Origin of the sequence: Nitratiruptor sp. YY09-18, from assembly GCF_016593235.1 — a bacterium.
Lineage (GTDB): Bacteria > Campylobacterota > Campylobacteria > Campylobacterales > Nitratiruptoraceae > Nitratiruptor.
The window spans coordinates 61852-86444 of the sequence record NZ_AP023065.1; the positions used below are offsets into that span (position 1 = coordinate 61852).

35 protein-coding genes and 1 tRNA gene are annotated in these 24593 nt (G+C 41.1%); 15 read left to right on the forward strand and 21 right to left on the reverse strand.

Annotated features, from left to right (window positions below; translation table 11 throughout):
* Genes JG734_RS00365 through dtd form a run of 4 tightly spaced genes read right to left on the reverse strand, consistent with a single transcriptional unit; the run spans position 1 to position 2808 of the window.
* The gene (locus JG734_RS00365; RefSeq protein WP_201333076.1) at positions 1–468 is read right to left on the reverse strand and encodes a methyltransferase domain-containing protein; all 468 of its coding nucleotides are present in this window, start codon (positions 466–468) and stop codon (positions 1–3) included.
* Positions 469–1134, reverse strand: a complete 666-nt coding sequence (pgeF, locus tag JG734_RS00370) for a peptidoglycan editing factor PgeF (RefSeq protein WP_201333077.1) — start codon at positions 1132–1134, stop codon at positions 469–471.
* Entirely contained in the window at positions 1109–2368 is a 1260-nt protein-coding gene (locus JG734_RS00375; RefSeq protein ID WP_201333078.1) for a hypothetical protein, read from the reverse strand. Before JG734_RS00375 ends, pgeF begins: the two co-directional genes overlap by 26 nt.
* Complete coding sequence (dtd, locus tag JG734_RS00380; RefSeq protein ID WP_201333079.1) at positions 2365–2808, reverse strand: D-aminoacyl-tRNA deacylase; 444 nt, start codon at positions 2806–2808, stop codon at positions 2365–2367. Before dtd ends, JG734_RS00375 begins: the two co-directional genes overlap by 4 nt.
* A 40-nt stretch (positions 2809–2848) precedes the next feature.
* Here dtd and JG734_RS00385 point away from each other — a divergent pair, with 40 nt between their 5' ends.
* Complete coding sequence (locus JG734_RS00385; RefSeq protein ID WP_201333080.1) at positions 2849–3478, forward strand: phosphoribosyltransferase; 630 nt, start codon at positions 2849–2851, stop codon at positions 3476–3478.
* Here JG734_RS00385 and JG734_RS00390 read toward each other — a convergent pair.
* From JG734_RS00390 to JG734_RS00400, 3 genes are read right to left on the reverse strand one after another with little or no spacing between them, the layout of a single operon-like run.
* Entirely contained in the window at positions 3461–4210 is a 750-nt protein-coding gene (locus JG734_RS00390) for a YdcF family protein (RefSeq protein ID WP_201333081.1), read from the reverse strand. The two genes, JG734_RS00385 and JG734_RS00390, sit on opposite strands and share 18 nt — an antisense overlap.
* Entirely contained in the window at positions 4207–5199 is a 993-nt protein-coding gene (gene purM, locus JG734_RS00395; protein WP_201333082.1) for a phosphoribosylformylglycinamidine cyclo-ligase, read from the reverse strand. Before purM ends, JG734_RS00390 begins: the two co-directional genes overlap by 4 nt.
* The gene (locus tag JG734_RS00400) at positions 5196–5420 is read right to left on the reverse strand and encodes a phosphoribosylaminoimidazole synthetase (RefSeq protein WP_201333083.1); all 225 of its coding nucleotides are present in this window, start codon (positions 5418–5420) and stop codon (positions 5196–5198) included. Before JG734_RS00400 ends, purM begins: the two co-directional genes overlap by 4 nt.
* Before the next feature lie 125 nt (positions 5421–5545).
* On the opposite strand from JG734_RS00400, the gene speE reads away from it, so the two are divergent.
* From speE to dapF, 3 genes are read left to right on the forward strand one after another with little or no spacing between them, the layout of a single operon-like run.
* On the forward strand, positions 5546–6385 hold the full coding sequence (gene speE, locus JG734_RS00405; RefSeq protein ID WP_201333084.1) for a polyamine aminopropyltransferase: 840 nt from the start codon (positions 5546–5548) through the stop codon (positions 6383–6385).
* Positions 6379–6984 carry a dephospho-CoA kinase gene (gene coaE / locus JG734_RS00410; RefSeq protein ID WP_201333085.1) on the forward strand — a complete coding sequence of 202 codons (606 nt, stop codon included), beginning with the start codon at positions 6379–6381 and terminating at the stop codon, positions 6982–6984. The genes speE and coaE overlap by 7 nt, the downstream gene beginning before the upstream one ends.
* Positions 6971–7720 carry a diaminopimelate epimerase gene (dapF, locus tag JG734_RS00415; RefSeq protein WP_201333086.1) on the forward strand — a complete coding sequence of 250 codons (750 nt, stop codon included), beginning with the start codon at positions 6971–6973 and terminating at the stop codon, positions 7718–7720. Before coaE ends, dapF begins: the two co-directional genes overlap by 14 nt.
* On the opposite strand, the gene prfA is transcribed toward dapF, so the two are convergent.
* Complete coding sequence (prfA, locus tag JG734_RS00420; RefSeq protein WP_201333087.1) at positions 7717–8784, reverse strand: peptide chain release factor 1; 1068 nt, start codon at positions 8782–8784, stop codon at positions 7717–7719. The two genes, dapF and prfA, sit on opposite strands and share 4 nt — an antisense overlap.
* Before the next feature lie 21 nt (positions 8785–8805).
* Positions 8806–9078: a 30S ribosomal protein S20 gene (gene rpsT / locus JG734_RS00425; protein WP_201333088.1), complete on the reverse strand. Its 273-nt coding sequence runs from the start codon at positions 9076–9078 to the stop codon at positions 8806–8808.
* A 93-nt stretch (positions 9079–9171) separates the two neighbouring features.
* Here rpsT and glmM point away from each other — a divergent pair, with 93 nt between their 5' ends.
* The 7 genes from glmM to rplT all read left to right on the forward strand — a co-directional run bounded on the left by glmM (position 9172) and on the right by rplT (position 14190).
* Complete coding sequence (gene glmM / locus JG734_RS00430) at positions 9172–10509, forward strand: phosphoglucosamine mutase (protein WP_201333089.1); 1338 nt, start codon at positions 9172–9174, stop codon at positions 10507–10509.
* Complete coding sequence (gene lspA, locus JG734_RS00435) at positions 10509–10949, forward strand: signal peptidase II (RefSeq protein ID WP_201333090.1); 441 nt, start codon at positions 10509–10511, stop codon at positions 10947–10949. The genes glmM and lspA overlap by 1 nt, the downstream gene beginning before the upstream one ends.
* 7 nt (positions 10950–10956) lie before the next feature.
* Positions 10957–11031 (forward strand) — tRNA-Val (locus tag JG734_RS00440).
* Between the two features lie 58 nt (positions 11032–11089).
* A complete protein-coding gene (gene thrS, locus JG734_RS00445) occupies positions 11090–12931 on the forward strand; it encodes a threonine--tRNA ligase (RefSeq protein WP_201333091.1) in 1842 nt (613 codons plus the stop codon).
* Positions 12928–13464 (forward strand): translation initiation factor IF-3, encoded by a 537-nt coding sequence (infC, locus tag JG734_RS00450; protein ID WP_236586963.1) that lies wholly within the window; start codon positions 12928–12930, stop codon positions 13462–13464. The genes thrS and infC overlap by 4 nt, the downstream gene beginning before the upstream one ends.
* 104 nt (positions 13465–13568) lie before the next feature.
* Complete coding sequence (rpmI, locus tag JG734_RS00455) at positions 13569–13763, forward strand: 50S ribosomal protein L35 (protein WP_201333092.1); 195 nt, start codon at positions 13569–13571, stop codon at positions 13761–13763.
* 76 nt (positions 13764–13839) lie between these two features.
* Positions 13840–14190, forward strand: a complete 351-nt coding sequence (rplT, locus tag JG734_RS00460; RefSeq protein ID WP_201333093.1) for a 50S ribosomal protein L20 — start codon at positions 13840–13842, stop codon at positions 14188–14190.
* 27 nt (positions 14191–14217) lie between these two features.
* On the opposite strand, the gene JG734_RS00465 is transcribed toward rplT, so the two are convergent.
* Entirely contained in the window at positions 14218–14982 is a 765-nt protein-coding gene (locus tag JG734_RS00465; RefSeq protein ID WP_201333094.1) for an undecaprenyl-diphosphate phosphatase, read from the reverse strand.
* A gap of 43 nt (positions 14983–15025) precedes the next feature.
* Positions 15026–15451, reverse strand: a complete 426-nt coding sequence (locus tag JG734_RS00470) for a SufE family protein (RefSeq protein ID WP_201333095.1) — start codon at positions 15449–15451, stop codon at positions 15026–15028.
* Positions 15452–15548: 97 nt separating this feature from the next.
* On the opposite strand from JG734_RS00470, the gene JG734_RS00475 reads away from it, so the two are divergent.
* From JG734_RS00475 to JG734_RS00490, 4 genes are read left to right on the forward strand one after another with little or no spacing between them, the layout of a single operon-like run.
* A complete protein-coding gene (locus tag JG734_RS00475; protein ID WP_201333096.1) occupies positions 15549–15770 on the forward strand; it encodes a hypothetical protein in 222 nt (73 codons plus the stop codon).
* A gap of 6 nt (positions 15771–15776) precedes the next feature.
* Positions 15777–16469, forward strand: coding sequence for a Sir2 family NAD-dependent protein deacetylase (locus JG734_RS00480; RefSeq protein WP_201333097.1), 693 nt, complete (start codon positions 15777–15779; stop codon positions 16467–16469).
* Positions 16456–17307 (forward strand): VIT1/CCC1 transporter family protein, encoded by an 852-nt coding sequence (locus JG734_RS00485; RefSeq protein ID WP_201333098.1) that lies wholly within the window; start codon positions 16456–16458, stop codon positions 17305–17307. The genes JG734_RS00480 and JG734_RS00485 overlap by 14 nt, the downstream gene beginning before the upstream one ends.
* Positions 17304–17900 (forward strand): DedA family protein, encoded by a 597-nt coding sequence (locus JG734_RS00490; RefSeq protein ID WP_201333099.1) that lies wholly within the window; start codon positions 17304–17306, stop codon positions 17898–17900. Before JG734_RS00485 ends, JG734_RS00490 begins: the two co-directional genes overlap by 4 nt.
* 51 nt (positions 17901–17951) lie before the next feature.
* On the opposite strand, the gene JG734_RS00495 is transcribed toward JG734_RS00490, so the two are convergent.
* The 10 genes from JG734_RS00495 to JG734_RS00540 all read right to left on the reverse strand — a co-directional run bounded on the left by JG734_RS00495 (position 17952) and on the right by JG734_RS00540 (position 24584).
* Positions 17952–18230 carry a hypothetical protein gene (locus tag JG734_RS00495; protein ID WP_236586964.1) on the reverse strand — a complete coding sequence of 93 codons (279 nt, stop codon included), beginning with the start codon at positions 18228–18230 and terminating at the stop codon, positions 17952–17954.
* Between the two features lie 40 nt (positions 18231–18270).
* On the reverse strand, positions 18271–19365 hold the full coding sequence (locus JG734_RS00500) for a protoglobin domain-containing protein (protein WP_201333101.1): 1095 nt from the start codon (positions 19363–19365) through the stop codon (positions 18271–18273).
* On the reverse strand, positions 19365–19811 hold the full coding sequence (locus JG734_RS00505) for a Crp/Fnr family transcriptional regulator (protein ID WP_201333102.1): 447 nt from the start codon (positions 19809–19811) through the stop codon (positions 19365–19367). The genes JG734_RS00500 and JG734_RS00505 overlap by 1 nt, the downstream gene beginning before the upstream one ends.
* The gene (locus JG734_RS00510; RefSeq protein WP_201333103.1) at positions 19792–20892 is read right to left on the reverse strand and encodes a potassium channel family protein; all 1101 of its coding nucleotides are present in this window, start codon (positions 20890–20892) and stop codon (positions 19792–19794) included. Before JG734_RS00510 ends, JG734_RS00505 begins: the two co-directional genes overlap by 20 nt.
* Before the next feature lie 62 nt (positions 20893–20954).
* A complete protein-coding gene (locus JG734_RS00515) occupies positions 20955–21851 on the reverse strand; it encodes a cation diffusion facilitator family transporter (RefSeq protein WP_201333104.1) in 897 nt (298 codons plus the stop codon).
* Positions 21852–21863: 12 nt separating this feature from the next.
* Positions 21864–22109 carry a hypothetical protein gene (locus JG734_RS00520; protein WP_201333105.1) on the reverse strand — a complete coding sequence of 82 codons (246 nt, stop codon included), beginning with the start codon at positions 22107–22109 and terminating at the stop codon, positions 21864–21866.
* 9 nt (positions 22110–22118) lie between these two features.
* Positions 22119–22877, reverse strand: a complete 759-nt coding sequence (locus JG734_RS00525; RefSeq protein WP_201333106.1) for a sulfite exporter TauE/SafE family protein — start codon at positions 22875–22877, stop codon at positions 22119–22121.
* Positions 22878–22880: 3 nt separating this feature from the next.
* Positions 22881–23876: a hypothetical protein gene (locus tag JG734_RS00530; RefSeq protein ID WP_201333107.1), complete on the reverse strand. Its 996-nt coding sequence runs from the start codon at positions 23874–23876 to the stop codon at positions 22881–22883.
* A complete protein-coding gene (locus JG734_RS00535; RefSeq protein WP_201333108.1) occupies positions 23873–24208 on the reverse strand; it encodes a DUF4282 domain-containing protein in 336 nt (111 codons plus the stop codon). The genes JG734_RS00530 and JG734_RS00535 overlap by 4 nt, the downstream gene beginning before the upstream one ends.
* Positions 24201–24584, reverse strand: a complete 384-nt coding sequence (locus JG734_RS00540; RefSeq protein WP_201333109.1) for a rhodanese-like domain-containing protein — start codon at positions 24582–24584, stop codon at positions 24201–24203. Before JG734_RS00540 ends, JG734_RS00535 begins: the two co-directional genes overlap by 8 nt.
* Positions 24585–24593 lie beyond the last annotated feature (9 nt).

Genomic DNA, 24593 nt, shown 5'->3' on the forward strand with positions numbered 1-24593 from the left:
TTACACCTTTTGCCATCCATGCATCTTTTTTGCACTAAGTACCACGCTATTGCGATTATGTATAGGATTGATAGCTACATAGTTTATATCTTCTAAAAGTTTTGCATATCTTTCCATATCTGCTTCATCAAGAAAAAGGAGGAGATCTCCTGCATTTTTCATCATGCGATAGATTTTGCGTAAAAACTGTTCAGGATCATGTAATTTGGTAATATCATAGTTGACAAAAACTGTATCAAACTGCATGGAGCGAAGATTGTAACGCTCTTTATCTTCATCGAGACGCCGTACCTTTGCTGGTAGATCTTTGATCTTCTCATATAGATCATCACGCAGTGCCACAATCTCAAGGTAATGCCCCTGCTCCTGGCAAAATTCACATAGACTCTTTGAGCTTTCAAGCGAATCGCTAAATTGGTATACCCTCACCCCAGGTAGTTTTGGAATAATGACAAACAGCTCCTCCATCTACTCCTCCATCCATATAATTGAAGCAAATCTCCCTGTTCTTCCCTCTCTACGGTAAGAGTAGTAGCGCGTATCGCAACAGGTGCAGATTTGCTGATCGTGAATATATGATACACCTTTTTGGTGGAGTTGCTCATAAATCATAGCTTTAATATCGAGGAATCTGCCTCTTTTAATAAAACGTGCAGGGGTTTTTTGGAGTATCTCCTCCCCTACTTCGTAGCAGCAGCTATGGATCCCTGGGCTTATTACTGCTCTTATCTCTTTTGCTCCAAGATGCTGCATGCTCTCAATCGCATTGCTTACAATCTCTAGCTGCGCTCCTGCACGTCCTGCGTGGACTGCTCCAATAATATAGCTCTTTGGATCATACAGAAGCACGCCAAAGCAATCAGCACTCATAATAGCCAAGGCGATGTTTGGCTTTGTGGTGATAAAGCCATCACATTCAGGCGGATCGATATACTCATCAAGAACTATCACACTATTGCCATGCACCTGATTGGCAAATTGGGCATTGTTAATACCTGCTTTTTGAAATAGAATTTGACGGTTTTGCATTACATCTTCTGGCTTGTCGCCTGTATGGAAAGCTATATTGAGCTCATTGTAGGGAGGCTTACTTACCCCACCAAAGCGATCACTTATGAAGTACTTTATCTGCATACAAAAATACCTTTGCCTGTGGAAGATAGCGATTCTCAAAATTATAATATATTGGCTCGAGTACAAATGTTGTCCATCCATCTTGCTCTGATAAGTATTGACCATCTTTAATATCGATAAGTCCAGGAGTCTTTATACGCAGGTAGAGAGCTCTTGTAATGTGAGGAGCTACAATGACAAAGCCATTATAAAAAAATCGCCAGTAGACCCCATCTTTGTGCTGTATCGCACCTTGTGGATTTCCAAGATCCACACAGTAGATATGATCGTATTCAAGAGTATGATCAAACGGGACTTCAGTATAGCTATAAAAGCCTCCTAGTTTAGCAAGCACATAGTTGTAGTAGATGATATCACGAGGCTTTTTTGTCTTGAGGATGTCTCCATGCGGCTCCAAAATTGGAGCTGCATAGTTCATATAGATCATCTCTTGGAAGGGATACTTTGCTTTGAGTGCAGCAAACTTTTTAAAATATGCAAACACCTCATCAAGGGGAACAAAATTGGTAGTGGGGATGAAGGTGATTGCACCTTCGATATTTGCCATCGCTGTGCTCTTTTTTACTTGTGTCATATAGCTTTCACACATATCATAATGAACTGCTTCTAAAAGCTCTTCGTTGCGATATGCCTGGTTTGAAATAACAAGAGCTCCAGCATCTTTGAGAATTTTGAAAAATTTTTCGAGGCACTTTGCATAGGAGGTATATGGATGCTTTGAATGGAAGCTCTCTTTTAATGCTGCCAATTCTTTTTCGTACAAAAACTCCTCATTTGCCCAGTCAAAAAAGTATCCGGCAATATGGAGCCTCTTCTTTTGCTCAAGAAGATAGGAGATGCGTTTATGCGCAAGTTCTTCATTACACATATCATAAAAGTAGACTCCCTCTTTGTTTGGTTTTTCATTCAGGAGTGTTTGGGGATGCTTTTTGACCCAATCTATGAAATAGTTATTTTCATCTTTGTAAAATCCGGCACTCCATTCATAAGCTACAACCTTGTTAAAGCCAAAAAGATCGATTCTTTGAATATCTTCTATTCCTCCTAGCTCCACAATTGCAAACTTTTTTGCAAAACTAAGATCTTTATCCCAAACTCTTGCAGTAGCGTAGAGTGGAGTGGTAGTTGGAAGAGAATAGGATTGGAGCTTTTGTGGTTTGTAGTGTGTTTGGTCTGAGAGTTGAATAGTTGCTCCTTGAAGTAAAAGTGTTATGAAGAGAATGAGATACTTCATAGCTTCTTCGAATCGGCAATGATCGTCACAGGTCCATCATTGATAATACCTACCTCCATCATTGCGCCAAACGCTCCCTTTTGCACAGGCACATGGCGTGCAAGCTCTTCGCAAAAGAGAGCATAGAGCTCTTTGGCTCTTACTGGCTCCATTGCATTGCTAAAATCGGGACGGTTACCACGTCTGATATTGCCAGCGAGAGTAAATTGGCTCACTACTAAAATCTCTCCACCAACTTGTAAAATATTTTTGTCAAAGCGTCCTTTTTCATTGGGAAAAATTCGCAAATTGAGGATTTTTTTGACAAGTTTTTCTATATCTTCATCTGTATCATTGGCCATAACTCCTAATAAAATGTTGAGTCCTTTTTGGATATGAGCAATTTCCTTATTTTCTACTTTTACCCAAGACTCTGTGACTCTTTGAATAAGTGCAATCATAGCCCTCCTTTTGTGTTATTATATAGAAAAAGGAGGTGAGATGGTCTTTAGCGATAGATTTGAAGCTGGTGAGCTCTTGGCACAAAAACTGAGTAAATATGCCAATGATCCAGATACTATTGTCATCGCTTTGCCGCGCGGTGGTGTACCTGTAGCATATGTGATAGCTAAGCAGCTAGGACTGCCCCTCGATATCTTCTTTGTCAAAAAGATTCCATCTCCATACAATCCAGAAGCTGCCATTGGTGCAATCAGTGAGAACGGATTGGAATTTATCAACGAGCGAGTAGTTATGATGCTCAATGTCTCACGCCACTATATCGATGAGCAGGCGCAAAAGATCATGGAGGGAATTAAGCAAAAAAGAGCCCTCTATCAGCGACCTCGCAAAAGTATAGTAGGAAAGCGTGTCATATTGGTAGATGATGGTGTGGCAACTGGAGCGAGTATGTATTTGGCTGCAAAAGCTTTAAAAGAAGAGGGTGCAAAAGAGGTGATCATTGCAGTACCAGTTGCTCCTCCAGATAGTATAGCTATGCTCAAAGAGGTTGCAGATGAGGTGATAGTCCTCGATATTCCAGCAGATTTCATGGCAGTGGGGCAATACTATCGCGATTTTCATCAGCTTGATGACAAAGAGGTGGTGGAGCTTTTAGAGAATACCCCGTAACACAAGACTTAACAGTCCCAGATATTCATGGAGGGCATAGTAACTCGCATGGTAATTGTCCATGCGAGGAAGATAGTCCCAGATATCTGGATCTCTATCTAATTTATAGTCAGTTTTTGCAGTTTCTATCCCAAAGCCAAAGTAACGAAAGAGATAGTAGCTGCGTGGCATATGAAATGCTGAGGTTACCAAAATTATTTGGGGCTTTTTGATACCCCATTTTGTAAAAAGCTCCCTTGTAAAGCGGGCATTTTCGTATGTATCCTTGCTATTACCCTCAATCACGTAGCATCCTGGAGCCAAATGGTCGCACTCTTTGTAAGGGAGTGAAAAATTTGTAACTACCTCTTGGATAGTCTCTTTGGCGTAACTGTTTTCATACCCAGTATAGATAAAGGGGAGGTTGCGCCTTTTTGCTTCCATTATCCCCCACATGATTCTCTCTGTACCCATGGCAGTTGTAGGAAGATTTGGCGCTCCATTTGTTTTGCCAGCACCAAGAATTACTACTGCTTGAGGGTGTGGGGCCGAATTTTTAAAAGAGTAGTTTTGCAAGGGAGAAAGGAGGAGATTGGCTCCTAAGTGGCTAGCAAGAAGCCAGAGCACAAGAGCCGCTCCAAAAAGAAGCTTCTTGAAGCGCTTTACCAAAAGAGCTGCAATGGTAAATGTGAGTATAAATATGCCAGGAGGCAGGATAAAGGCATTGACAAGTTTAGAGATGAGGTAGATCAATGAAGCTCTACCTCTTTGTAGCCTGCAGCTAATTTACCAACTATATACCCGTTACTTCGCGCCAAAACCTTCTCAACATCCTCAGGAGCAACTACCAAAATCATACCAATCCCCATATTGAAGGTTTTAAACATCTCATCTTCATCTACATACTGAGCAATAAAGTCAAAAATTGGCAAGGTCTTAATAGAGCTTTTCTCAATGACTGCTTTGAGATTTTCTGGCAAGATACGCGGAAGGTTTTCTACTATTCCACCACCTGTTATGTGTGCAAGAGCTTTGATGGAGTCTTTGAGTGCTTTGTATGTTTTGACATAGATGCGAGTAGGGCGCAAAAGTACATCTTTGAGCTTCTGGCCTCCAAACTCATCTTCCAAACCCATACCAAGCTTTTCAAAGAAGAGCTTACGCACAAGACTATAACCATTGGAGTGGATGCCAGAAGAGGGGAGAGCGATAAGTATATCACCTTCTTTGAGAGCAGGTCTGTTTTCGAGTTCTCTACGCTCTGCAATACCTACTGCAAAGCCAGCAAGATCAAAATCCCCCTCTTTGTACATTCCAGGCATCTCTGCTGTCTCACCACCAATGAGTGCGCACTCAGCCTCTTTGCACCCTTGTGCAATACCTTTGATCACCTCTTTTGCTTCATTGACATCGAGCTTTGCGGTAGCATAGTAGTCAAGGAAGAAGAGAGGCTCAGCAAAACTGCAGATAAGGTCATTGACACACATTGCCACAAGGTCTATACCAACAGTATCAAACTTTTTGGCTTCAATTGCGAGCTTGAGCTTTGTGCCTACACCATCTGTTGCTCCAAAGAGTACAGGTTCGCTGTATCCTTTTGGAATAGCGAATCCCCCAGCAAAGCCGCCTATGTTTCCAAGGACATTTTCATTGAATGTCTCTTTGACAAAAGGCTTGATCTCTTCAACCAGCTTCGCTCCAGCGTCGATATCGACTCCACTATCTTTATAGCTGAGGCTCATTTTTTGTCCCATTCACATTTACCAAATATTTTGTCAAAGAACCAAAGGCTTGGGCAAAAGTTGGTAAAAGCGAAGATAAGTAGCATAATGATCATGAAAGTTTGCAAAATCACTGCTATTTTGAATTTAAGCGGGTCTCCATGGCATCCTGTTGCAAAAAGATACATGATAAAACCGAGCATTATCGCCATAAGTATACGCTGTGCTTTTGCTCCACACATAAATACCTCCTTCTTTTTGTTTGATTGTATCATATTTGTAAGATTTTCATTTACTTGGGATTTACTTGTTTTCTTTTAAATAATTTTGCTATTATCAGACAAATTTTATCCAAATTGGAGTGAAAATGTGGTTTGAAGAGATACATAACGGTTTTTTTAAACAGGGTATAAAGATTGAGAAGAAGCTGTTTGGAACCAAAAGTAAATATCAGCAGATCGAGGTATATGAGAGCAAGGAGTTTGGGCGCATTCTTGTCATAGATGGGCATGGGATGTTGTGTGAGAAGGATGAGTTTATCTACCATGAGATGATGGCACATGTACCTGCGTGTACCCACAAAGAGCCAAAAAAGGTTCTCGTCATTGGTGGTGGTGATGGTGGAGTTGCCAAGGAGCTCTTAAGACATTCACATATAGAAGTGGATATGGTGGAGATCGATGAGGAGGTTGTGAATGTAAGCAAAGAGTATTTTCCTCAAATTGGTGACTGGAACAATCCCCGACTCAATCTCATCATCGGCGATGGTATAGAATATGTCAAAAACGTAGAAGCTGGAATGTACGATATGGTGCTGGTAGATTCAACAGATCCAGAAGGTCCAGCCGAAGGGCTTTTCGATCGTAATTTCTATGCACATGTTTTTAAAATTCTCAAAGATGATGGTCTTGTTGTAGCGCAAGGGGAGAGTTGGTGGATCGATATGCCACTACACAAGCAGATCATGCAAGTCATTGGTGAGTTTTTCAAAATCGTTATGCCTTATCGCTTTGAGATGTATATGTATCCTGGATGTAATTGGAACTTTGTTTTAGGAAGTAAACTCTACCACCCGACAGCAGATATGATCGTGCAAAGAGCTGATATGCTTGATGGCCTACGCTACTACAATGCAGATATTCATAAAGCAAGCTTCATTTTGCCAAACTATGTCAAAAAAGAGCTAGGGGATCTGTATAAGTGGTAAAACCTTTTCGCTACGCAATTGCCCTCACTGGCGGTATTGCTACTGGCAAAAGCACTGTATGCAACATTCTCAAGCTCTATGGCTTTACTATCATAGATGCTGATCAGATTGCCCACGAAGTGCTCGATAGTGAAGCTGATGCTGTTGCAAGGCTCTTTGGCCAGCAGTATGTAAAAGATGGCAAAGTACAACGCAAAGAGCTTGGTAAACTTATATTTGGCGATAGTGCTAAGCGCAAGCAGCTTGAGCATCTATTACATCCAAAGATAAAGCAGCGTATTGAGGAGCTAGCCAAGAGACAAGATCGCTATAAGGTACCTTATATCATCGATATTCCGCTTCTTTATGAGACGCGTAACTACGATATCGACAAAGTTGTCGTGGTCTATGCTCCCAAAGAGCTCCAGATTGAGCGACTCTGCAAGAGGGAGCGCTTGAGCCTTGAAGAGGCCAAAAAGAGAGTGGCTTTGCAGATAGATATCGAAAAGAAGCGCCAGATGGCTGATTATGTGATCGACAACTCCGGTGATCTAAAACATCTGCAAAAAGAGATCGATAAGTTTGTAGAGCAGATAAAGGAAGAGTATGCAGTTAGCTAAATATAGTGCAAGCGGTAATGACTTTGTTATCTTTCATACATTTAAAAAGAAGGATCGTAGTGAACTTGCGCAAAAACTTTGCCATCGTCACAACGGCATAGGTGCAGATGGGCTCATTGTACTACTTCCTCATGCAGAGTATGATTTTGTATGGCAGTTTTACAATGCTGATGGAAGCGAAGCTGAAATGTGTGGCAATGGAAGCAGAGCTGCAGCCCACTATGCATATCATAACGGTTTAGCTGGCAAGCAGATGGAGTTTTTGACACTTGCTGGGGTGATCAGCGCTTCAGTGGATGGCGATGTAGTAGAAAGCCTACTCACTGTACCCAAAATTTTACAAAACGATATAGATGAAGCTGGCACAAACTGGTGGCTCATCGATACAGGCGTGCCCCATTTGGTCAATATCGTAGATGATATTGAGAGCTTTGATAAAGAGCTCGCACGTAAACTTCGCAACAAATACAATGCCAATGTTAATTATGCAAAAATCGATGACAATACTATCTATGTGCGCACATATGAGCGAGGCGTGGAGGATGAGACGCTAGCATGTGGTACAGGTATGGCAGCTTCATTCTTGCGTGCAATGGAGGAAAGAAGAGTAGGGGAGCGTGCAAAGCTTTTGCCAAAAAGTGGCGAAGAGCTTGCTATACGCTATAGCAACGGCAGACTCTACTTTAAAGGGAGAGTCAAAAAAGTATTTGAAACAGCTATCGAAGGGGTCTATTAAAGACCCGCTTCTTGAATTTTTTGTGCTTGGTAGTGAGCAATGAGTGGATCGATGATCTGATCAAGATCACCGCTTTGCATTATCTCTTCCAATTTGTAAAGAGTGAGACCTATGCGGTGATCTGTAATGCGGTTTTGCGGATAGTTGTATGTGCGGATTCTCTCGCTTCTATCACCACTTCCTACCTGCTCTTTTCTATCTTTTGCCAAAGCCTCTTGCTGCTCACGCATCATCTTTTCATAAATACGTGCTTTGAGGATTTTTAGAGCCTTCTCTTTGTTTTTGTGCTGGCTCTTCTCATCTTGCATAGCTACGACGATACCTGTAGGAATGTGGGTGATGCGCACAGCACTGTCAGTAGTATTGACCGATTGTCCACCGTGGCCACTTGAGCGGTAAACATCGATTTTGAGATCATTTGGATTAATATCTACATCCACATCATCTACTTCAGGCATAATAGCTACAGTTACTGCAGATGTATGAATACGTCCTTGGGACTCAGTCTCTGGAACTCTTTGGACGCGATGAGTGCCAGCTTCATATTTCAAGCGGCTGTAAACTCCCTGTCCTTTGATTTTAGCGATGATCTCTTTGTATCCACCTGTATCACTCTCACTTGAGCTCACTATCTCAACCTTCCACCCCTTTTTCTCTGCATAGCGCACATAGGTTCTAAAGAGATCTGCCGCAAAGAGTGCTGCCTCTTCGCCGCCTGTTCCCGCACGGATTTCGAGGTAGATGTCCTTCTCATCATTTGGATCTTTTGGAATGAGTAGGAGCTTGATCTCCTCTTCGAGTTCAATTCTTTTGGACTCTAACTCTTTGAGCTCCTCTTTGGCTAGCTCACCAAGCTCGGCATCTTCTATGAGAGATCTGTTCTCTTCGATAGCTTCAAGAACATCAAAATACTCTTTGGCTTTTTGAACAATCGGTTCAATTTCTGACTGCTCTTTGGACAGTTCAGTCATCTTCTTGATATCGTTGGTGATTTCAGGGGAGCTAAGAAGTGTGTTAATCTCTTCGTAGCGTTTTATAAAAGGTTGAAGTTTTTCCTTGAGCATAGTTGCCTTGCGCGGGGCTGCTTATGCAGCCTCGTTGAGAGAGTTGACAAGTTTGTGGAGTTTAGATACTTTGCGAGCGGCATTGTTTTTCTTGATAATTCCCTTACTTACATACTCATGGATACGCTTGTTTGCTACTTTCAGCGCTTCAAGAGCCTTCTCTTTATCGCCAGCCTCTACTGCTTCGCGTACAGCTTTGATCATATTTTTCATACGTGTACGATAGAATCTGTTTCTCTCAGTTCTCTTCTTTGTCTGGCGCACTCTTTTTAAAGCGGATTTATGATTTGCCATACTCTTTAATCCTTTTTTATCAAATTTAGGCTAAAATACTATCCAAACAATCTTTAAATTTTCTTTAAATTAATCATTTTTTAAGGAACTTGCATGAAGCTTTTTGGAACAGATGGAGTGAGAGGAAAAGCAGGACAGAAGATTACTGCGCTTCTGAGTATGCGTCTTGCTATGGCAGCTGGAATCTACTTTCGCAAAAACAGCAAAACCAACAAGATATTGGTAGGAAAAGATACACGACGCAGTGGCTATATGATAGAAAATGCACTTGTAAGTGGCCTCACCGCAGTGGGGTATAATGTGATCCAGGTAGGCCCTATGCCAACACCAGCAATCGCCTTCTTGACTGAAGATATGCGCTGTGATGCAGGGATCATGATAAGTGCTTCTCATAATCCTTACTACGATAATGGCATCAAGTTCTTTGACAATAACGGCAATAAGCTGCAAGAGAGTGATGAAGAGGAGATTGAGAAGATCTACTTTGATGATGAAGTAATCGAAGAGAATCAAAAAACTGAAAAACTTATAGGTGCTTCAAAAAGAATAGATGATGTGATCGGGCGCTATATAGTCCATCTCAAGAACTCTTTTCCAAAAGATCTCACCCTCAATAATCTTCGCATTGTCATTGACACAGCCAATGGAGCTGGGTACAAAGTCGCTCCCACAGTTTTTAGTGAGCTTGGTGCAGAGGTGATAGTGATCAATAATGAACCAAACGGGTTTAATATCAATAAAAATTGTGGAGCAATGCATCCAGAGCAGCTTGCCAAAGAGGTGGTGAAGTATCGTGCAGATGTAGGTTTTGCTCTTGATGGTGATGCTGATAGACTCGTAGTGGTAGATGAGAAGGGTGAGATTATAGATGGAGATAATCTTCTTGGAGCTCTTGCGCTCTATTTGCAAAAGCATGGCACTCTCAAAAACAGCAAAATTGTAGCAACTGTAATGAGCAATCAAGCTCTGGAAGATTTTCTTGCACAAAACGGTATAGAGCTTTTGCGCTGCAGTGTGGGTGATAAGTATGTGCTTGATGAGATGGCGCGCCATGGACTCAATTTTGGTGGTGAGGCAAGCGGTCATGTTGTCTTTGGGGATTATGCCAAGACAGGAGATGGTATCGCTACTGCACTGCAGGTAACTGCACTGATGCTTCGAGAAGGCAAAAGTGCTAGCGAAGTGCTTCGCCCATTTAAGCTCTATCCAAGTATGCTCAAAAATATCAACGTCAGTAAAAAGATTCCGCTGGAGGAGCTTGAAGGGTATGCAGAGCTTGTGAGTGAACTTAAAGAGGCTGGACTTCGTCCACTCATTCGCTACTCAGGGACTGAAAACAAACTGCGCATTTTGCTTGAGGGTCAAGATATGAAAAAGTTAGAAAAGATGATGACACAGACTGAGGAGTTTTTTAGAAAAAGTCTTGCTTGATGCGAAGGTTTGTTGTATTTTTTTTGATGGCAGCAGGAGTCTTTTTCATAGATCGTGCTATCAAAGAGCTCTTTTTGCAAGGGTTTGTATGGCAGAGTGAATGTATTACTCTTGCCTTTACGCTCAATAAGGGCGTCGCTTTTAGTATGTTTGCCTTTTTGCATGGGGCTTTGCGCTGGATTCTTCTTGCTCTCATTGGTGGACTCTTTATCTATCTGTATGTGCAAAAATTTCTCCAAAAGCACCCACTCCTCTTTGGGATACTCTTTGGAGCTGCCATTGGCAATCTTTACGATAGATTTATCTATGGAGGAGTGATTGATTATGTCTACTGGCACTGTGGGTTCGATTTTGCAGTCTTTAATTTTGCAGATGTGATGATCGATGTTGCGATTGCTGGTTTGGCATATTTACATTTTTTCAAAAACAGTGTAAAATAACGCTTGCGGTCGCGTAGCTCAGGGGTAGAGCACTACGTTGACATCGTAGTGGTCAGAGGTTCGAATCCTCTCGCGACCACCATTGATATATCGATGTTTTGGCTGCAATATATCGATATATCAATCATCAAAGGAGCTTTTTGGAGCCTATCGCGATAAAACAAGATGAGCAAATCATCGATTTGCAAACTGCTCAAGCTAAAAATATAGATATCGAGTCTGCTAAAAAAATCTACCCTGAAAACTCTCCCGAAGCACTTGAAGTTATACGTCACTCTACCGCACACCTCATGGCACAAGCAATTAAAGAGCTCTATCCTGATGCACAGTTCTTTGTAGGTCCTGTTGTAGAGAACGGTTTTTACTACGATTTTCGAACATCTGCCAAAATTAGCGAAGAGGACCTTCCAAAAATTGAGAAAAAGATGAAGGAGCTTGCGAAGAAGAAGCTCCCAATTGAACGTTATGAGGTCAGCAAAGAAGATGCGATGAAAAAATTTGCTGCAGATGATCTCAAGCAAGAGGTACTCAAAAATATTCCATCTGACATAGTCTCCATCTATCGCCAAGGTGATTGGGAAGATCTATGCCGTGGTCCTCATGTGCCTAATACTAGGTATCTGCAAAACTTCAAACTCTTGCGTGTAGCTGGTGCATATCTTGGCGGTGATGAGTCCAAAGAGATGCTTACGCGCATTTATGGGACGGCATTTGCAGACAAAAAGGCTCTCAAAGAGTATCTGACGATGCTAGAAGAGGCCAAAAAGCGTGATCACCGCAAACTTGGCGCTGAGCTTGAACTCTTTATGTTTAGTGATGAGGTGGGTGCGGGACTTCCCATCTGGCTACCAAAGGGTGCACGACTTCGCTCAAAGCTTGAGCAGCTTCTCTTTGTAGCTCACCGCAAGCGCGGCTATGAGCCTGTAAGAGGTCCAGAGATCTTAAAATCGGATCTATGGAAAAAGAGTGGTCACTACCAAAACTACAAAGAAAATATGTATTTCACTGAAATATGTGATGATGAGAGTAAGAAAGAGAGCTGCGTAGAGTATGGTATCAAGCCTATGAACTGTGTGGGTCATATCATGATCTACAAAGCCAAAAAGCGCAGCTACCGTGAGCTTCCGATTAAATATTTTGAATATGGAGTGGTACACAGACACGAAAAGAGCGGTGTACTCCATGGTTTGTTTCGTGTGAGAGAGTTTACGCAAGATGATGCCCATATCTTCTGTACTCCTGAGCAGATCAAGCCTATTGTGCTAGAGGTACTTGGATTTGTTGATGAGATTATGCGAAGTTTTGATTTTAGCTATGAGATGGAGATCTCTACAAAGCCCCAGAAGGCAATAGGTGATGATAGGATTTGGGATATAGCTACAAATGCCCTCAAAGAGGCTCTTGATGAGAGTAGCAAGGAGTATGGCATAGACGAGGGTGGTGGAGCTTTCTACGGACCAAAGATCGATATTAAGATCACTGATGCTATTGGGCGAAAGTGGCAGTGCGGCACAATCCAGGTAGATTTCAATCTTCCTGAGCGCTTTGAGCTTGAGTATACTACGAGTGAGAATGAAGCAGCGCGTCCTGTGATGATTCACAGAGCTATACTTGGCTCATTTGAGAGATTTATCGGGATACTCACCGAACACTATGCGGGAGAGTTTCCATTCTTCATAGCTCCTACACAAATAATCTTCGTGCCAATTGCCGATAATCATATAGCATATGCCAAAGAGCTTGCAAGTAGACTCATGGATATTGGCGTAGATAGTGAGATATATGCGAGCAAAGATAGTCTCAATAAACGCATCCGCAACGCTGAAAAGCAAAAGGTACCAATGGTTGTGATCATTGGTGACAAAGAGGTAGAAGAAAAAAGTGTAGCGGTGCGAGATAGACGAGAAAAAATTCAGTATAACCTCAGTGAAGAGGAGTTTTTAAACAAAATCAAGGAGAAATTAAGTGAGGTACGCTTTTGAGTAGGAAAAAAGAAGATAGAGTGCTCATGAATGAGGATATTAGAGCACGTGAGGTTCGCTGTATTGGAGATGACGGTACGCAGTATGGGATCGTAAGTCGCGATGAGGCGCTACGTCTTGCAGAAGAGAAGGGATTAGACCTTGTGCTGATAGCTCCTGATGCCAATCCACCTGTATGTAAAATCATGGATTATGGGAAATTCAAGTATCAGCAAGAGAAGAAGAAAAAAGAAGCCAAAAAGAAGCAGACAAAGATAGAGGTCAAAGAGATCAAGCTCTCAGTAAAAATTGCCCAAAATGATATTGATTATAAAGTAAAGCACGCAAGAGAATTTCTGGAAAAAGGCAAGCACGTGAAATTTCGCGTCTTCCTAAGAGGGCGCGAAATGGCTAATCCAGAGGCTGGCGTAGAAGTGCTCAACAAAATTATTCCTCTCATCGAAGATATTGGAGTTGTAGAGAAGAAGCCTCACCAAGAGGGACGCTATATCAATATGCTCATAGTTCCGAAAAAAGAGGAGAAGAAAAAGTAATCTCTTGCGGCTTTTTTGCCGCAGTGCTACCAAAAAATCTTTAAACTCCACTTAAACTACAATCTGCTATAATACACCCCTCAAAATTTGCAAAGGGAGTAGCCATGCCAAAGATGAAGACCCATAGAGGGGCTGCAAAGAGATTCAAAAAGACAAAAAACAAGATCAAAAGAGGAAGCGCTTTTAGAAGCCACATCCTTACTAAAAAGAGTCCTAAGACCAAAAGACATCTTCGTGCACCACACTATGTAGCGCAAGTTGATGTCAAAAGAGTAATTGAGTTAATTTCTACATACTAAGAGTTAACTCCACCCGTAAGGGTCAAGTCCGTGTGATGCGGCACCTCAATAAAAAACAAAGGTAAAGGGAGAAAAGATGAGAGTAAAAACTGGATTTGTAAGACGCAGACGCCACAAAAAAATCCTCAAGATGGCAAAAGGCTTCTACAGCGGTAGAAGAAAACACTTTAGAAAAGCAAAAGAGCAACTTGAGAGAAGTTTAGTATATGCATATCGCGACAGAAAACAGAAAAAGAGAGATTTTCGCAAACTCTGGATAACAAGAATCAATGCAGCTTGCAGACTCAACGATATTAGCTATTCACGCTTTATCCATGGACTCAAGCAAGCAGGAATCGAACTTGATAGAAAAATCTTGGCAGATATGGCTATGAATGATCCTGCAGCATTCGCAAAGGTAGTAGAGCAAGCAAAAGCTGCTCTATAATCTTAATTGCGCCTGCGGGCGCCCTCTTTAGAGCACCCACATCAAAAATAGAATCCCTACAATAATTCGATAGATACCAAACGGTATAAAAGTGTGCTTTTTGATAAAGTGCAAGAACCACTTAATCACAATGAGTGCAACTACAAAAGCTGTAATAAACCCAACCAGCAGAGCCAAAGTATTGGAAGCATCAAACTCTTTGTAGTGTTTGAGAAGATCATAGGCAGTAGCCGCTAGCATAGTTGGAACTGCAAGTAAGAAGCTAAACTCTGCAGCAGTTTTGCGCTTTAAGCCTAAAAGGAGGCCTCCGATTATGGTCGCACCACTACGAGAAGTTCCCGGTACCATTGCTAACGATTGAAAAAGACCTATCAAAAAGGCTTGCTTGTAACTGACTTGATCTACATCTTCGATATGGTGTTCCTTCTCTTTGTAAAAGAGCTCTACAAGAATAAAAATAATACCGCCAATGATAAGCATGTATGCTACAGTGCTTGGTGCAAAGAGGCTCTTGATGATTTTATAGAGGGTAAAGCCCAAGATCCCTGTGGGAATAAATCCTACAATAAGTCTCTTCCATAATTCTAAATCTTTAAAGATACGATCTTTAAAAGCAAATATGACTGCGAGGATTGAACCAAGCTGGATAACTACTTCGTAAGTTTTTTGGAAGCTATCTTGGGAGAGTCCCAGAAGTTTTGCAGTAAGTATCATATGTCCTGTAGAGGAGACTGGTAAAAATTCTGTTACTCCTTCCACTATCCCAAATATTATAGATTCTACCAGCGTCATAGCCAACCTTTTTTGCTAAGTGTAGCAAAGGTTGGCTAAAGGTTTATTGATTCTCTTTACACTTTTTGGCAAAAGAGTAGATACGATTTAAAAAGGCTTCCATACCTTGCAATCGTGTAGGACTGAGGATCTTGTCAAAGCCTAATTCATAGAGTTTTTGGGGATCAAAAGCCAAAATCTCATCAGGTGTGCGATCATTGAAGATTTTGAGCATCAAAGGGATCATCCCTTTTGCCATAGATGAGGTACCCTCAACTGTGAAATGGACTTTGCCATCTTTGCACTCTTCAATCATCCACGCATCACTTGCACATCCATGGATTTTTGTCTGATCATTTTTGAGTTCATCTGGTACTTTCATATCATTTTCATTACCAAGCTCGATGATATACTCTACTATTGCATTTGGATCGCCTAGAAGATCAAAATCTTCTTTGATCTGCTGGAGTGTCTCTTCCATACTGCTCATTCTCTTTCCTTTGCTATAATTTTTTACAATATAACTTAAATCAGATAAAATTACTCTTAATTAAATTATTGGCTATAATTGCAAGAAAGGAGCAACAATGCCACATCACAAACATCATGAAAAGCTTGAGCGTCTTAAAGAAGCTATCAAAAACCACCCAGATTTGAGTGAAGAGGAAAAGAGCAACGCTTTAGCGCATATCGAGGAGTGGTACATAGAAGACCAGGCTGACAAAGTTGTCTGGAGTGAGCTCAAAGAAAAACTCCTCGAGATTAGCGCTAAACTTGAACCAATCTTGGCTGAGCTAGGCTTTTTGTAAGAGCTGATGCAGATCTATCTCCTCAGCGGAGCGGGGCTGAGTGCTCCAAGTGGGATCGCTATCTACAGAGATGGTGGGCTGTGGAATGAGGTTGATATCAATGAGGTTGCTACGCATGATGCGTGGTTGCACGATCCAGAGCATGTCATAGCATTCTTTGATACAAAACGTCAAGAGCTTGCTAGATTTTCACCCAATGCAGCCCACTACTATTTTGCAAACTTGCCACACTGCGTACATCTGACGCAAAATGTTGATGATTTGAGTGAAAAGGCAGGTGATAAGCCAATCCATTTGCATGGCAAGCTTACAGAGGTACGCTGTGATGAGTGTAAGAGCGTGTGGGATATCGGGTATATTGTACAACCAAAGGTATGCCACTTTTGTGGCAGCAGGAGCGTACGACCAAATGTTATACTTTTTGGTGAAGTTGCGCCAAATTATAAGCATCTCTACACCACCAAAGCCGACGTTTTCATAGCTGTTGGCACAAGTGGGATGGTGATAGACATCGCAGATATTGCGCAAAATTATCCCACCTCCATATTGATTGATCCAGTGCGGCGCAAGCGCTGTACAATGTTTGGAGAGTTTGACGAGTATATCGATGAGTATTTTGACTATTTTTTGCAAAAAGATATCTGTGAAGCGATTGATGAACTAGATAATTTATTAAGGAAAATAGATGGATGCACTTAAACAGCAGCAAAATGAGATCAATGAGTTTTTTATCTATATGGAACTCAGTAAACTCCAAAAAGATCCCCACAACAAAAAGATCTTGCAAGAGATCGCGATGCAAGAAAAAGAGCACTATGAGTTTTGGAAAAAGATCACCGGCCAGGAACTCAAACCACAAAAACTTGTTGTTATGTGGTATATCTTTTTAGCAAGACTCTTTGGGCTCAGCTTTGCTTTGAAACTGATGGAGCGGGGAGAAGAGAGGGCACAGGAGTTTTACAAGCGCCTTATTATGAAATATCCTGAGGCTAAAAAGATTTTTGATGAAGAGAGAATTCATGAAGCAAAGCTTCTCTCACTCCTCAATGATGGGAAATTGCGCTATGCTGGAGCAATAGTGTTGGGGATGAATGATGCTTTAGTAGAGCTTACAGGAACTCTCACAGGTATTGCTTTGGCTTTCAATAACGCGCAGTATGTAGGAATTACAGGTGTGATTATGGGAGTTGCAGCCTCGCTCTCCATGGCGGGGAGTGCTTATTTGGAAGCAAGAGAAAACCAAGATAGTGGAATTGAGCCTACAAAGTATGCTCTTTATACAGGATTTGCGTATATTCTTACAACAATATTTCTAGTTACACCATTTTTCTTTGTTACGAGTGCTAAAACAGGACTTATTTTTATGTTTGTAGCTGCTGCCCTTGCCATTATAATTTACAATTTTTATATTGCAGTAGCAAAAGATGAGGATTTTGGCAAACGTGTCAAAGAGATGTTCGTCATTACATTCGGTGTAGCACTTATATCTTTTGCGATTGGCTACGTGGTCAACAAATACTTTGGCATTGAGATATGATTGAACATTTGGTATCTCTTCTTGTCCATTTTGCAGATATACTGGGTTATATCGGAATATACTTTTATATGCTTCTTGTTGGTACTTTCATCCCAGTACCAAGTGAAATAGTCCTCATTCCTGCAGGCTATCTTTCTTCTATTGGCAAAAAGAGTTTCTTTTTGCTGCTTCTTAGTGGAGCGCTAGGATCCCTCTCAGGGGCTCTCATCAACTACTTCTTGGCGAAATGGCTTGTGCAAAAATATCGCCACAAGGAACTGTTTCAAAAAGTGATCAGATTTTTCAACCATCATGGCAAAATTGCAGTCTTTCTCGCTCCTTTGACTCCAGGGCTTGGCCAGTATATCTCTATTCCGGCCGGAATATCTCATATGCCGCTTCGTTACTTCGTCCCGCTCACGTTCAGTGCAAATCTCATTTGGGTAGGTTTCATGCTTCTTATTGGTTACATTTTTGGCGAAGGTACAGCTGCAAAAAGTGCTGCTACACTAGGTTCTTTAGTACTTTTGGGGTTTGTGATCCTCTCTGCTACGATATATGTATATAGAGAAGTCAAAAAGAGTTCTTATGAAGAGATAACGGAGAGTTCATAAAAAAATTTTTTAGTTTTGTTAATTTAGTGGCCGAAGGCCAGGGAAAGAGTATTAAGAAGAAGTTTTTAGGAGATTTTCGAAAATCTTAGTAAGTTCCTCTGCACTTACCAGGCCTTCAGCCAAGATCTTGCCTTGCCACTCCAGCGTTGGATCTTTGGCGACACCTCTTTCAATCGATTTTATTGCATCTTTTTCATATCGTATTTGCAAGCGCAAAGGCAGGTGCTTTACAGCACAGACAAGCCTTTTGGCCAACTTCACCCGCTCCGTATCGCTTCCGTGGATCGTTACATCAAGCAAAGGCCACTCTTCGTGCTCTGCATGAAGCATTTCCCCTTCCTTAAGGGGATAGCAATATTCTAAACTCATTTCATTCCTTGTTTTTGATGTAGAGTGTCAATTTCATAGTTTCTGCCAAGAGGTCAATTCCCTCAACTATGTAGAGTTTATTTACAACATCTCTTGCTTTGATACAAAGAAAAAAGACGCTCTCTTTAAAACTTATATATTTAACAATATCATAGCCTTCTTCCGGTTCACTCTCTAAAAACTCCAATGCTTCTATCGCCCATCCATAATTTTGGCTTAATAGCTTATACATATTGTGCTGGATAGTCTCTATCGTCAATGCTTTATCATTTGTAATAGCTCTTGTATAAATAATATCGGTCATGGCCCGCATTGTAGCAAGAGAACTTGTTAAAGAAAGATATGCAGTGACATTGATGTTATTGAGTGGTTTGATGATAGCATTTTTCAGTGCCCCTAAATTCTTCTCATTTGGTTCATTGGAAAACTGCGTACAAAATCTTTTGATAGTTGCTAGATGAAAACCCGCCTCTTCCAAAACATCTTTATACTCTTTGAGCTCCTCCAAACTCTTTTCAAAAAGCTCTTTTGCTTCTTTGTCTACTTTCAACGCTTCAAAAGAGCTTTTGCATCGAATATATGCCATATGAAGGCTATTGACTGCAATAAAAAGATCATTTGCCCTGTAAGGAGACTCTGCCAGCGTTTTTTGCGAAAAATACTCCTCTTTCATGATCTCTTCTGATACTTTTAAATACTTGATAATGAGCTTGAGATAGGGCAAGATAGCAGGTTCTTTTTGAGAAAGCTCCAAGATGAGTTCACTGAGCAGATGATAGCCGTATGAAAGCAGAATCGGATCGAGTCTGATGTGATAGTGCGCAATGGCCACTTTTGCGATTTTGTTATACAGCTCCTCATCAAAAGGTTTAGAGAGTAACTGGGCAACAAACTTGATCTGTTTTCTTTTGAGTTCAGGGATTCTTTCAACCGGAATGAATTTCGTAAATTCCTCTTTTTGCAAGAGCTTTTCGTAAAACTTGTCCATTATCTCATTCACATAAGGCTCTATCTTTTGTAATGCCTCTTTTCGCTTCTTTAGATCGTCATCTTGCAGTTGGTATATCTCTTTAATAAGTTCAATTTTTGCATTCATCATAGCACCTCTTCTAATGTTTTATACATCTGAACAATTTTCTCATCGCTATTTCTTAAAAATTTAGCAAGAAGCAACGTAGCATTTTTCAAAACCTTTACACCAATTTCTGGATTTTTTTGACAAAAGGCAAAAAAATCCTTTTGAGAAACTTCCAAAATCACTGAATCTTTTTTAGCCTCTACAGTCGTCAAACTGTTACCTCCATCAACAAGGCAGGTCAGCGAAAAAAAGACACTGCTGTCACTGATTGTTGCAACCTCCATCTCTCCATCACTGGAGTGTTTTTTTACCAAAAGCAGACCACTTTCTAACAAAAACCCTTTTTTTAAATGGTCCCCTTCTTTTTTGATCGCCTGTCCTTTTGGAATCTCTTTTTTTGCAAAAATGGACAAAAAGCTTTGTTCCTCTTCTTCATTCAAACCTTCAAACAGCGGATTTTTCATGTTTTCTCTCCATTACGATTAGTGCTGCGAACTCAGGAATAACAAGATTATCGTCAGGATTGATAACCACTTCCATCTCGACCTGATTTTTTTTGATTTTTGTGAGAAGCTTTTTATATTTTTCCACATCCCCTCCAAACTGCAGCTTTTTTAAGACAATTTTTTTCAGTTCACTCTCTGTTATATAGTTTTTTACGATGCCTATGAGTATCTCCCCTTTTTGCAAGCTATCCTCAAAAGCCTCTTTATAAGAGACTCCCTCATAGGAGTGTTTCGTTTGGATATGGATATTTTGCGTTCTAAGCAGCTTTCTGATAACCTTGGACATTCCAGGTTCAGTCACTGATTTTGAGAGTAAAAAGCGGTTATACTCTTCGCTCATAATAATTTCGTTGCATTTGCTTTTTATGAGATAGTTTTCATACTTTGGATCGATGATTTCTGCTGTGATATAGACATGTGGATTTAAGGAACGAATCAAAATGACCGTTTCCAGCACCCTTGCATCGGCAAACTCATCATGCATATTGAGTATCATCACTTTATCGGCTCTTTCGATATGCGCCTCTTTCAAAACCGCTTCATCGTTGTATTCCCCTTGTGCCCATTTGAGATGATGCTCTTCAAGAAGATTTTTCAGTTCTGGTACAAGTTCAGGATAAACGATTACGATATTCTCCCCATAATGGGCTTTAAAACTTTGTAAAACCTCTATACGAGGCGTTTTAAAACCGCAGATCACAAGGTGCTTGTTCAGTGAATCTAACATCTCATATTCCTTTTTTGAAGAGATTGTCAGGGCTACAAGTTTGCTCGTCATTGTCGCTGTAAATGCAGCAACTGCAATGACACCACCTACAATAATGATAATCGCTACTATTTTTCCAGCTGCACTATGGGGCACCACATCACCATATCCCACGGTGGTAGCCGTAACAATAGACCACCATAAACCATCAAAAAAATTTTTATAGGTTTTAGGCTCAAGCAACTCCATCAAATAAGATGCAATAAATAAAAAGATGGTATAAAGAAGGATATAAAGCGTCGATAAATTAAGTTCTATTTTTAATCTTCTCAAAACCATCCTTTCCATAACTTCTAATACACTATAACAAAGAAGATCTTTTGAATAGATAATTTTTAAGGTGATACTACAAGCTCCTTTGTATCATTTCTACGGTATTCTGGCTGCAGTGTCACATGAGAAATATGATATTTTTCTTTTAAAACTTTTTCTATTTTTTCCATCTTTTTCATCACCTCTTTTAGTTTAAGATCACTGCTAAAATCCACATGTGCCTCAAAAAAGAGATCATGGTCATTGAGTCTCCAGATGTGAATATGATGGACATTTTCGATTCCAGCTATTTGTGAAACGTCTTCGGCAATCTTTTGCAAATCTATCTCTTTGGGGGCAAACTGCATTAAGATAAAGACAGACTCTTTGATAATATCAAAAGAGGCCCAAATGAGATAAAAAGCTATGAAAATAGAGATAACTGGATCGATCCAGTAGATGTGCCACCACTGCATGAGTAACCCGCCCACAACAACAGCCACTGAAGTAGCCACATCTGTTAAAAGATGCAAATAGGCTGCTTTTATGTTCATATTCTCATGCGCATCCTCTTTGACAAGAAAGACACTGAGAGAGTTGAGTATAACGCTCAAAAGTCCAAGCCAGATAACCCATACCGAATCAATAGGTAGGGGATGGAAAAATTTTTGCACTGCTTCAATAATCAAAAAGATCGCTATGCCCATAAGAAGAGAGGCATTAAAAAGAGCTGCTATGATTTCAGCCCGTTTATAGCCAAAAGTTTTTGAAGTATCACCAGGTCTTGCTGCCAGACGATTTGCTATCCATGCAACTACAAGGGAGAGCACATCGCTGAAGTTGTGCATCGCATCGCTTAAAAGTGCTAAAGAGCCAGATATAAATCCTCCAATGATTTGCGCTAATGTAATAATAACATTTAAAATAATTGTAATAAAAAGGTTTTTGCCACTTACTTCATGATGGTGATGATGCCCCATTGCTATCCTTTATTATGATGGCTTAATATGACACTTTTTTGCCCGAATTGCTTTAATCTCTTTGACCTTTTTCTCAAGATCGCTGAGCATCTCATATTGAGCTGAATCGGTATGCCCATGCTCCTCCATTCGTCTTTTTTTCTCTTCAATCGTCTCGAGCCACTCGTCTATGATCTCATCTGGAACGGTACAATCGAGGGCCTCATCCTTTTCATGCTCGACGATCCAGTCGGCGATCTTTTTCAATATATGCAACATGGCTTATCCTTAAAAAGTGATATGCAGCAGTTTTGCGATCATCTTGGCGGAGAGGATCAAAAGCAAAACGCCAATGAGCTTCTTGACCTGCCCCGCTGTCAGATTATAGTGCAAAATCCTATCTCCCAGATATCCCCCGATGATTGCGGCAACCGTCACATCGGCTAAAAGTAGCCAATCCATCTTGACAAAACTAAGATAGGTCGCAAACGCTCCAAGGGTGGAAAACGGAATCACGAAACTAATAGCATAGGCCGCCTTTTTCGCATCAAATCCCAATAAAATCAGTAGCGGCATAATCAGCGATCCTCCCCCAACACCGATCATCCCTGAAACGATTCCCACACTTCCACCAATGACATAGAGCACCCACGCCTTATCATAAACCACCTTTGTCTCTCGGTGGCTAAAGAGCAGTAAAAAGGCGCTTACAATCAAAAAGGCTACCAGCATCCACTCCACGATCTCTTTTGGAACATATTGGGACATCCACGCTCCAATGGGAGTGGCGATCATAATGGAGATCACCAAAGGCAGAGCGAATTTGATATCCAAAACCCCTCGAAAAAAGTTCATAATCGATGCTGTGATCGTTGAAGCTGAGTTGATAAAGAGTCCTATGGCTTTGGCGAGATTGAAAGGCATTCCCATCATCGTAAAGGTTGGAACCAGTGCAATAGCCGAGCCCACTCCACCCATCGCAAAGAGGGTGGAAAGAGCGAGCGTGAGTAGAAAGTAAAGCCCGTAATGGATAAGTTCTGGACTCATCATCTATCCATTGAGCAGTATGGTGGTTTTATAGAAAGGCTCGATGGGACCTTCAACGATATAGGGCAAAATTGCCAAGACATGATGGCGAAATCTTGGATCGATATGGGAGTTTTCATGATCGAACACACTCTCCCATGTCCCATGAAACAGATAGTGGTACTTTCCATCCGGAGCAAAAGCGCTTTGCAAGATCTCCGTCGTTACCGCTCTTCTGTAGTGTCTGTTTTGATAGGATCCTGGCATCCCGTAGGGGAATTTTGGATTGTAATCATAATCTCCTTTTGCCGGTCGGAAGGTCTCTTGAGCGACTTTGAGTAGTGCTGTGCTCTTTTTGTTGAAGATCTCTCTATCTTTTTTCAAAATCGCCACATGGTTGTTGACGGTGACAAGATCGCTTATAGGATCGTCTACTTGATGGCTCAAAAACTCTTCAATCTCTCTTGGTCGCAGATAGATTCTCTCTCTATCTCCAGCCGAGACGGTGACATAGACCCCTTCGGAGTAGTTTTCACTTAAGTCCCCAAACTCTCTCATCAGCCTCTCAAAGTCTTTGATAACGCCAGATCGCATCAAATCGTGATAATTTTTAAATCGCACGAACAAAGAGTAGTACAGTGGAAGACTATTTTCCTTGGCGGCGTCAAGATAGGCGGTGCGCAAAACCGCTTTGAGATTGGTGGGGTAGTTGTGTACCATTGTCGAATCGCCTACCATGTTTTTAAGCGAAAGAGACAAAAAGCCTCTTTTTTTGCGAAGTTTTTTGCCAAGTTCTTCCATGTGGGCTACCATCTTTTCACGCTCGGGTATCCAGATCTTAAACTCCGTATAGTAGGTTACCGCACCTTTTGGAGCCTTTTCACCCTTGCCCGGCTCGATGTTTCTGGAGCCAAGAGTACAAGCCGCTCCCATCCCGCTTGCATCCGCCATAGTAGAAGCGAGCGTCAATCCTCCCATAGCCAAAGCCGCATTTTTCATAAAGTCACGTCGTTTCATCATCTACCTCCTAATGTTTGGTGTTTATAGATCTCATACAAGAAATCGTGCATATCAAAATAGCCGATCATCGCCTCAAAAACCATCCGCCAGCAAAGCTCGGCACACAAAAAGAACCCCACAGCTATCAAAATTGTCATAAACTTGCCTCCTTTGGAAAGCGAGGCGTAGAGTGTGTGAAGTGTATCATTTAATGTTTTAGCAATTGAGATATTTTGGACAATCCAATCCCTTGCTATCCAAAGTACAAATGGCATAACAATTGCACCTATGTAGTAAAAAATGATCAATACATATTGAGTAATAAAATGATTAAAAGATAAAACATCATACATCTTGTATACTTTCTATTATCTCTTTTGCTTTGTCACCTCTTAAAAATTCGACCACTTTGAGTAGTCCGTCCGTAAGATATCGTGCGTTAAAGCCTTTGAGTGTAAGATATAGTCTTGCAATTTCGGCTCTGTCATAGTGTGGACACATAGTCACAATTGTTTTGCTACTATCTAGCTCATTGAGTCTGTCTGGCAGCTCATTGAGTGGAATATGCAATCCAAATCCTACATGCCATGCCTCATACTCCTCCCTAAATCTGATATCAACAACTTGTGCTTCGTCTTTTTGCAAAAGCTCAAACATCTCTTCAAGTCCAATTTTCATAGCCTTTCGTTCCTCATAATCAAAACTTTTCAAATATTCATCAAAATCCACTGCTTTCTC

Excerpts from the sequence above, each read along its gene's own strand:
- JG734_RS00470 (WP_201333095.1), bottom strand. The coding sequence starts at position 15,451 with ATGAGCAGTATGGAAGAGACACTCCAGCAGATCAAAGAAGATTTTGAT.
- JG734_RS00500 (WP_201333101.1), bottom strand. The coding sequence starts at position 19,365 with ATGAATGCAAAAATTGAACTTATTAAAGAGATATACCAACTGCAAGAT.
- JG734_RS00495 (WP_236586964.1), bottom strand. The coding sequence starts at position 18,230 with ATGCTTCATGCAGAGCACGAAGAGTGGCCTTTGCTTGATGTAACGATC.
- rpmI (WP_201333092.1), top strand. The coding sequence starts at position 13,569 with ATGCCAAAGATGAAGACCCATAGAGGGGCTGCAAAGAGATTCAAAAAG.
- purM (WP_201333082.1), bottom strand. The coding sequence starts at position 5,199 with ATGAGCCTCAGCTATAAAGATAGTGGAGTCGATATCGACGCTGGAGCG.
- JG734_RS00465 (WP_201333094.1), bottom strand. The coding sequence starts at position 14,982 with ATGACGCTGGTAGAATCTATAATATTTGGGATAGTGGAAGGAGTAACA.
- JG734_RS00385 (WP_201333080.1), top strand. The coding sequence starts at position 2,849 with ATGGTCTTTAGCGATAGATTTGAAGCTGGTGAGCTCTTGGCACAAAAA.
- rplT (WP_201333093.1), top strand. The coding sequence starts at position 13,840 with ATGAGAGTAAAAACTGGATTTGTAAGACGCAGACGCCACAAAAAAATC.
- JG734_RS00515 (WP_201333104.1), bottom strand. The coding sequence starts at position 21,851 with ATGGGGCATCATCACCATCATGAAGTAAGTGGCAAAAACCTTTTTATT.
- JG734_RS00505 (WP_201333102.1), bottom strand. The coding sequence starts at position 19,811 with ATGAAAAATCCGCTGTTTGAAGGTTTGAATGAAGAAGAGGAACAAAGC.
- JG734_RS00535 (WP_201333108.1), bottom strand. The coding sequence starts at position 24,208 with ATGTATGATGTTTTATCTTTTAATCATTTTATTACTCAATATGTATTG.
- lspA (WP_201333090.1), top strand. The coding sequence starts at position 10,509 with ATGCGAAGGTTTGTTGTATTTTTTTTGATGGCAGCAGGAGTCTTTTTC.
- JG734_RS00485 (WP_201333098.1), top strand. The coding sequence starts at position 16,456 with ATGGATGCACTTAAACAGCAGCAAAATGAGATCAATGAGTTTTTTATC.
- speE (WP_201333084.1), top strand. The coding sequence starts at position 5,546 with ATGTGGTTTGAAGAGATACATAACGGTTTTTTTAAACAGGGTATAAAG.
- dtd (WP_201333079.1), bottom strand. The coding sequence starts at position 2,808 with ATGATTGCACTTATTCAAAGAGTCACAGAGTCTTGGGTAAAAGTAGAA.
- JG734_RS00365 (WP_201333076.1), bottom strand. The coding sequence starts at position 468 with ATGGAGGAGCTGTTTGTCATTATTCCAAAACTACCTGGGGTGAGGGTA.
- rpsT (WP_201333088.1), bottom strand. The coding sequence starts at position 9,078 with ATGGCAAATCATAAATCCGCTTTAAAAAGAGTGCGCCAGACAAAGAAG.
- JG734_RS00520 (WP_201333105.1), bottom strand. The coding sequence starts at position 22,109 with ATGTTGCATATATTGAAAAAGATCGCCGACTGGATCGTCGAGCATGAA.
- JG734_RS00490 (WP_201333099.1), top strand. The coding sequence starts at position 17,304 with ATGATTGAACATTTGGTATCTCTTCTTGTCCATTTTGCAGATATACTG.
- glmM (WP_201333089.1), top strand. The coding sequence starts at position 9,172 with ATGAAGCTTTTTGGAACAGATGGAGTGAGAGGAAAAGCAGGACAGAAG.
- JG734_RS00480 (WP_201333097.1), top strand. The coding sequence starts at position 15,777 with ATGCAGATCTATCTCCTCAGCGGAGCGGGGCTGAGTGCTCCAAGTGGG.
- JG734_RS00375 (WP_201333078.1), bottom strand. The coding sequence starts at position 2,368 with ATGAAGTATCTCATTCTCTTCATAACACTTTTACTTCAAGGAGCAACT.
- dapF (WP_201333086.1), top strand. The coding sequence starts at position 6,971 with ATGCAGTTAGCTAAATATAGTGCAAGCGGTAATGACTTTGTTATCTTT.
- JG734_RS00530 (WP_201333107.1), bottom strand. The coding sequence starts at position 23,876 with ATGATGAAACGACGTGACTTTATGAAAAATGCGGCTTTGGCTATGGGA.
- JG734_RS00525 (WP_201333106.1), bottom strand. The coding sequence starts at position 22,877 with ATGAGTCCAGAACTTATCCATTACGGGCTTTACTTTCTACTCACGCTC.
- JG734_RS00475 (WP_201333096.1), top strand. The coding sequence starts at position 15,549 with ATGCCACATCACAAACATCATGAAAAGCTTGAGCGTCTTAAAGAAGCT.
- pgeF (WP_201333077.1), bottom strand. The coding sequence starts at position 1,134 with ATGCAGATAAAGTACTTCATAAGTGATCGCTTTGGTGGGGTAAGTAAG.
- JG734_RS00400 (WP_201333083.1), bottom strand. The coding sequence starts at position 5,420 with ATGTGTGGAGCAAAAGCACAGCGTATACTTATGGCGATAATGCTCGGT.
- prfA (WP_201333087.1), bottom strand. The coding sequence starts at position 8,784 with ATGCTCAAGGAAAAACTTCAACCTTTTATAAAACGCTACGAAGAGATT.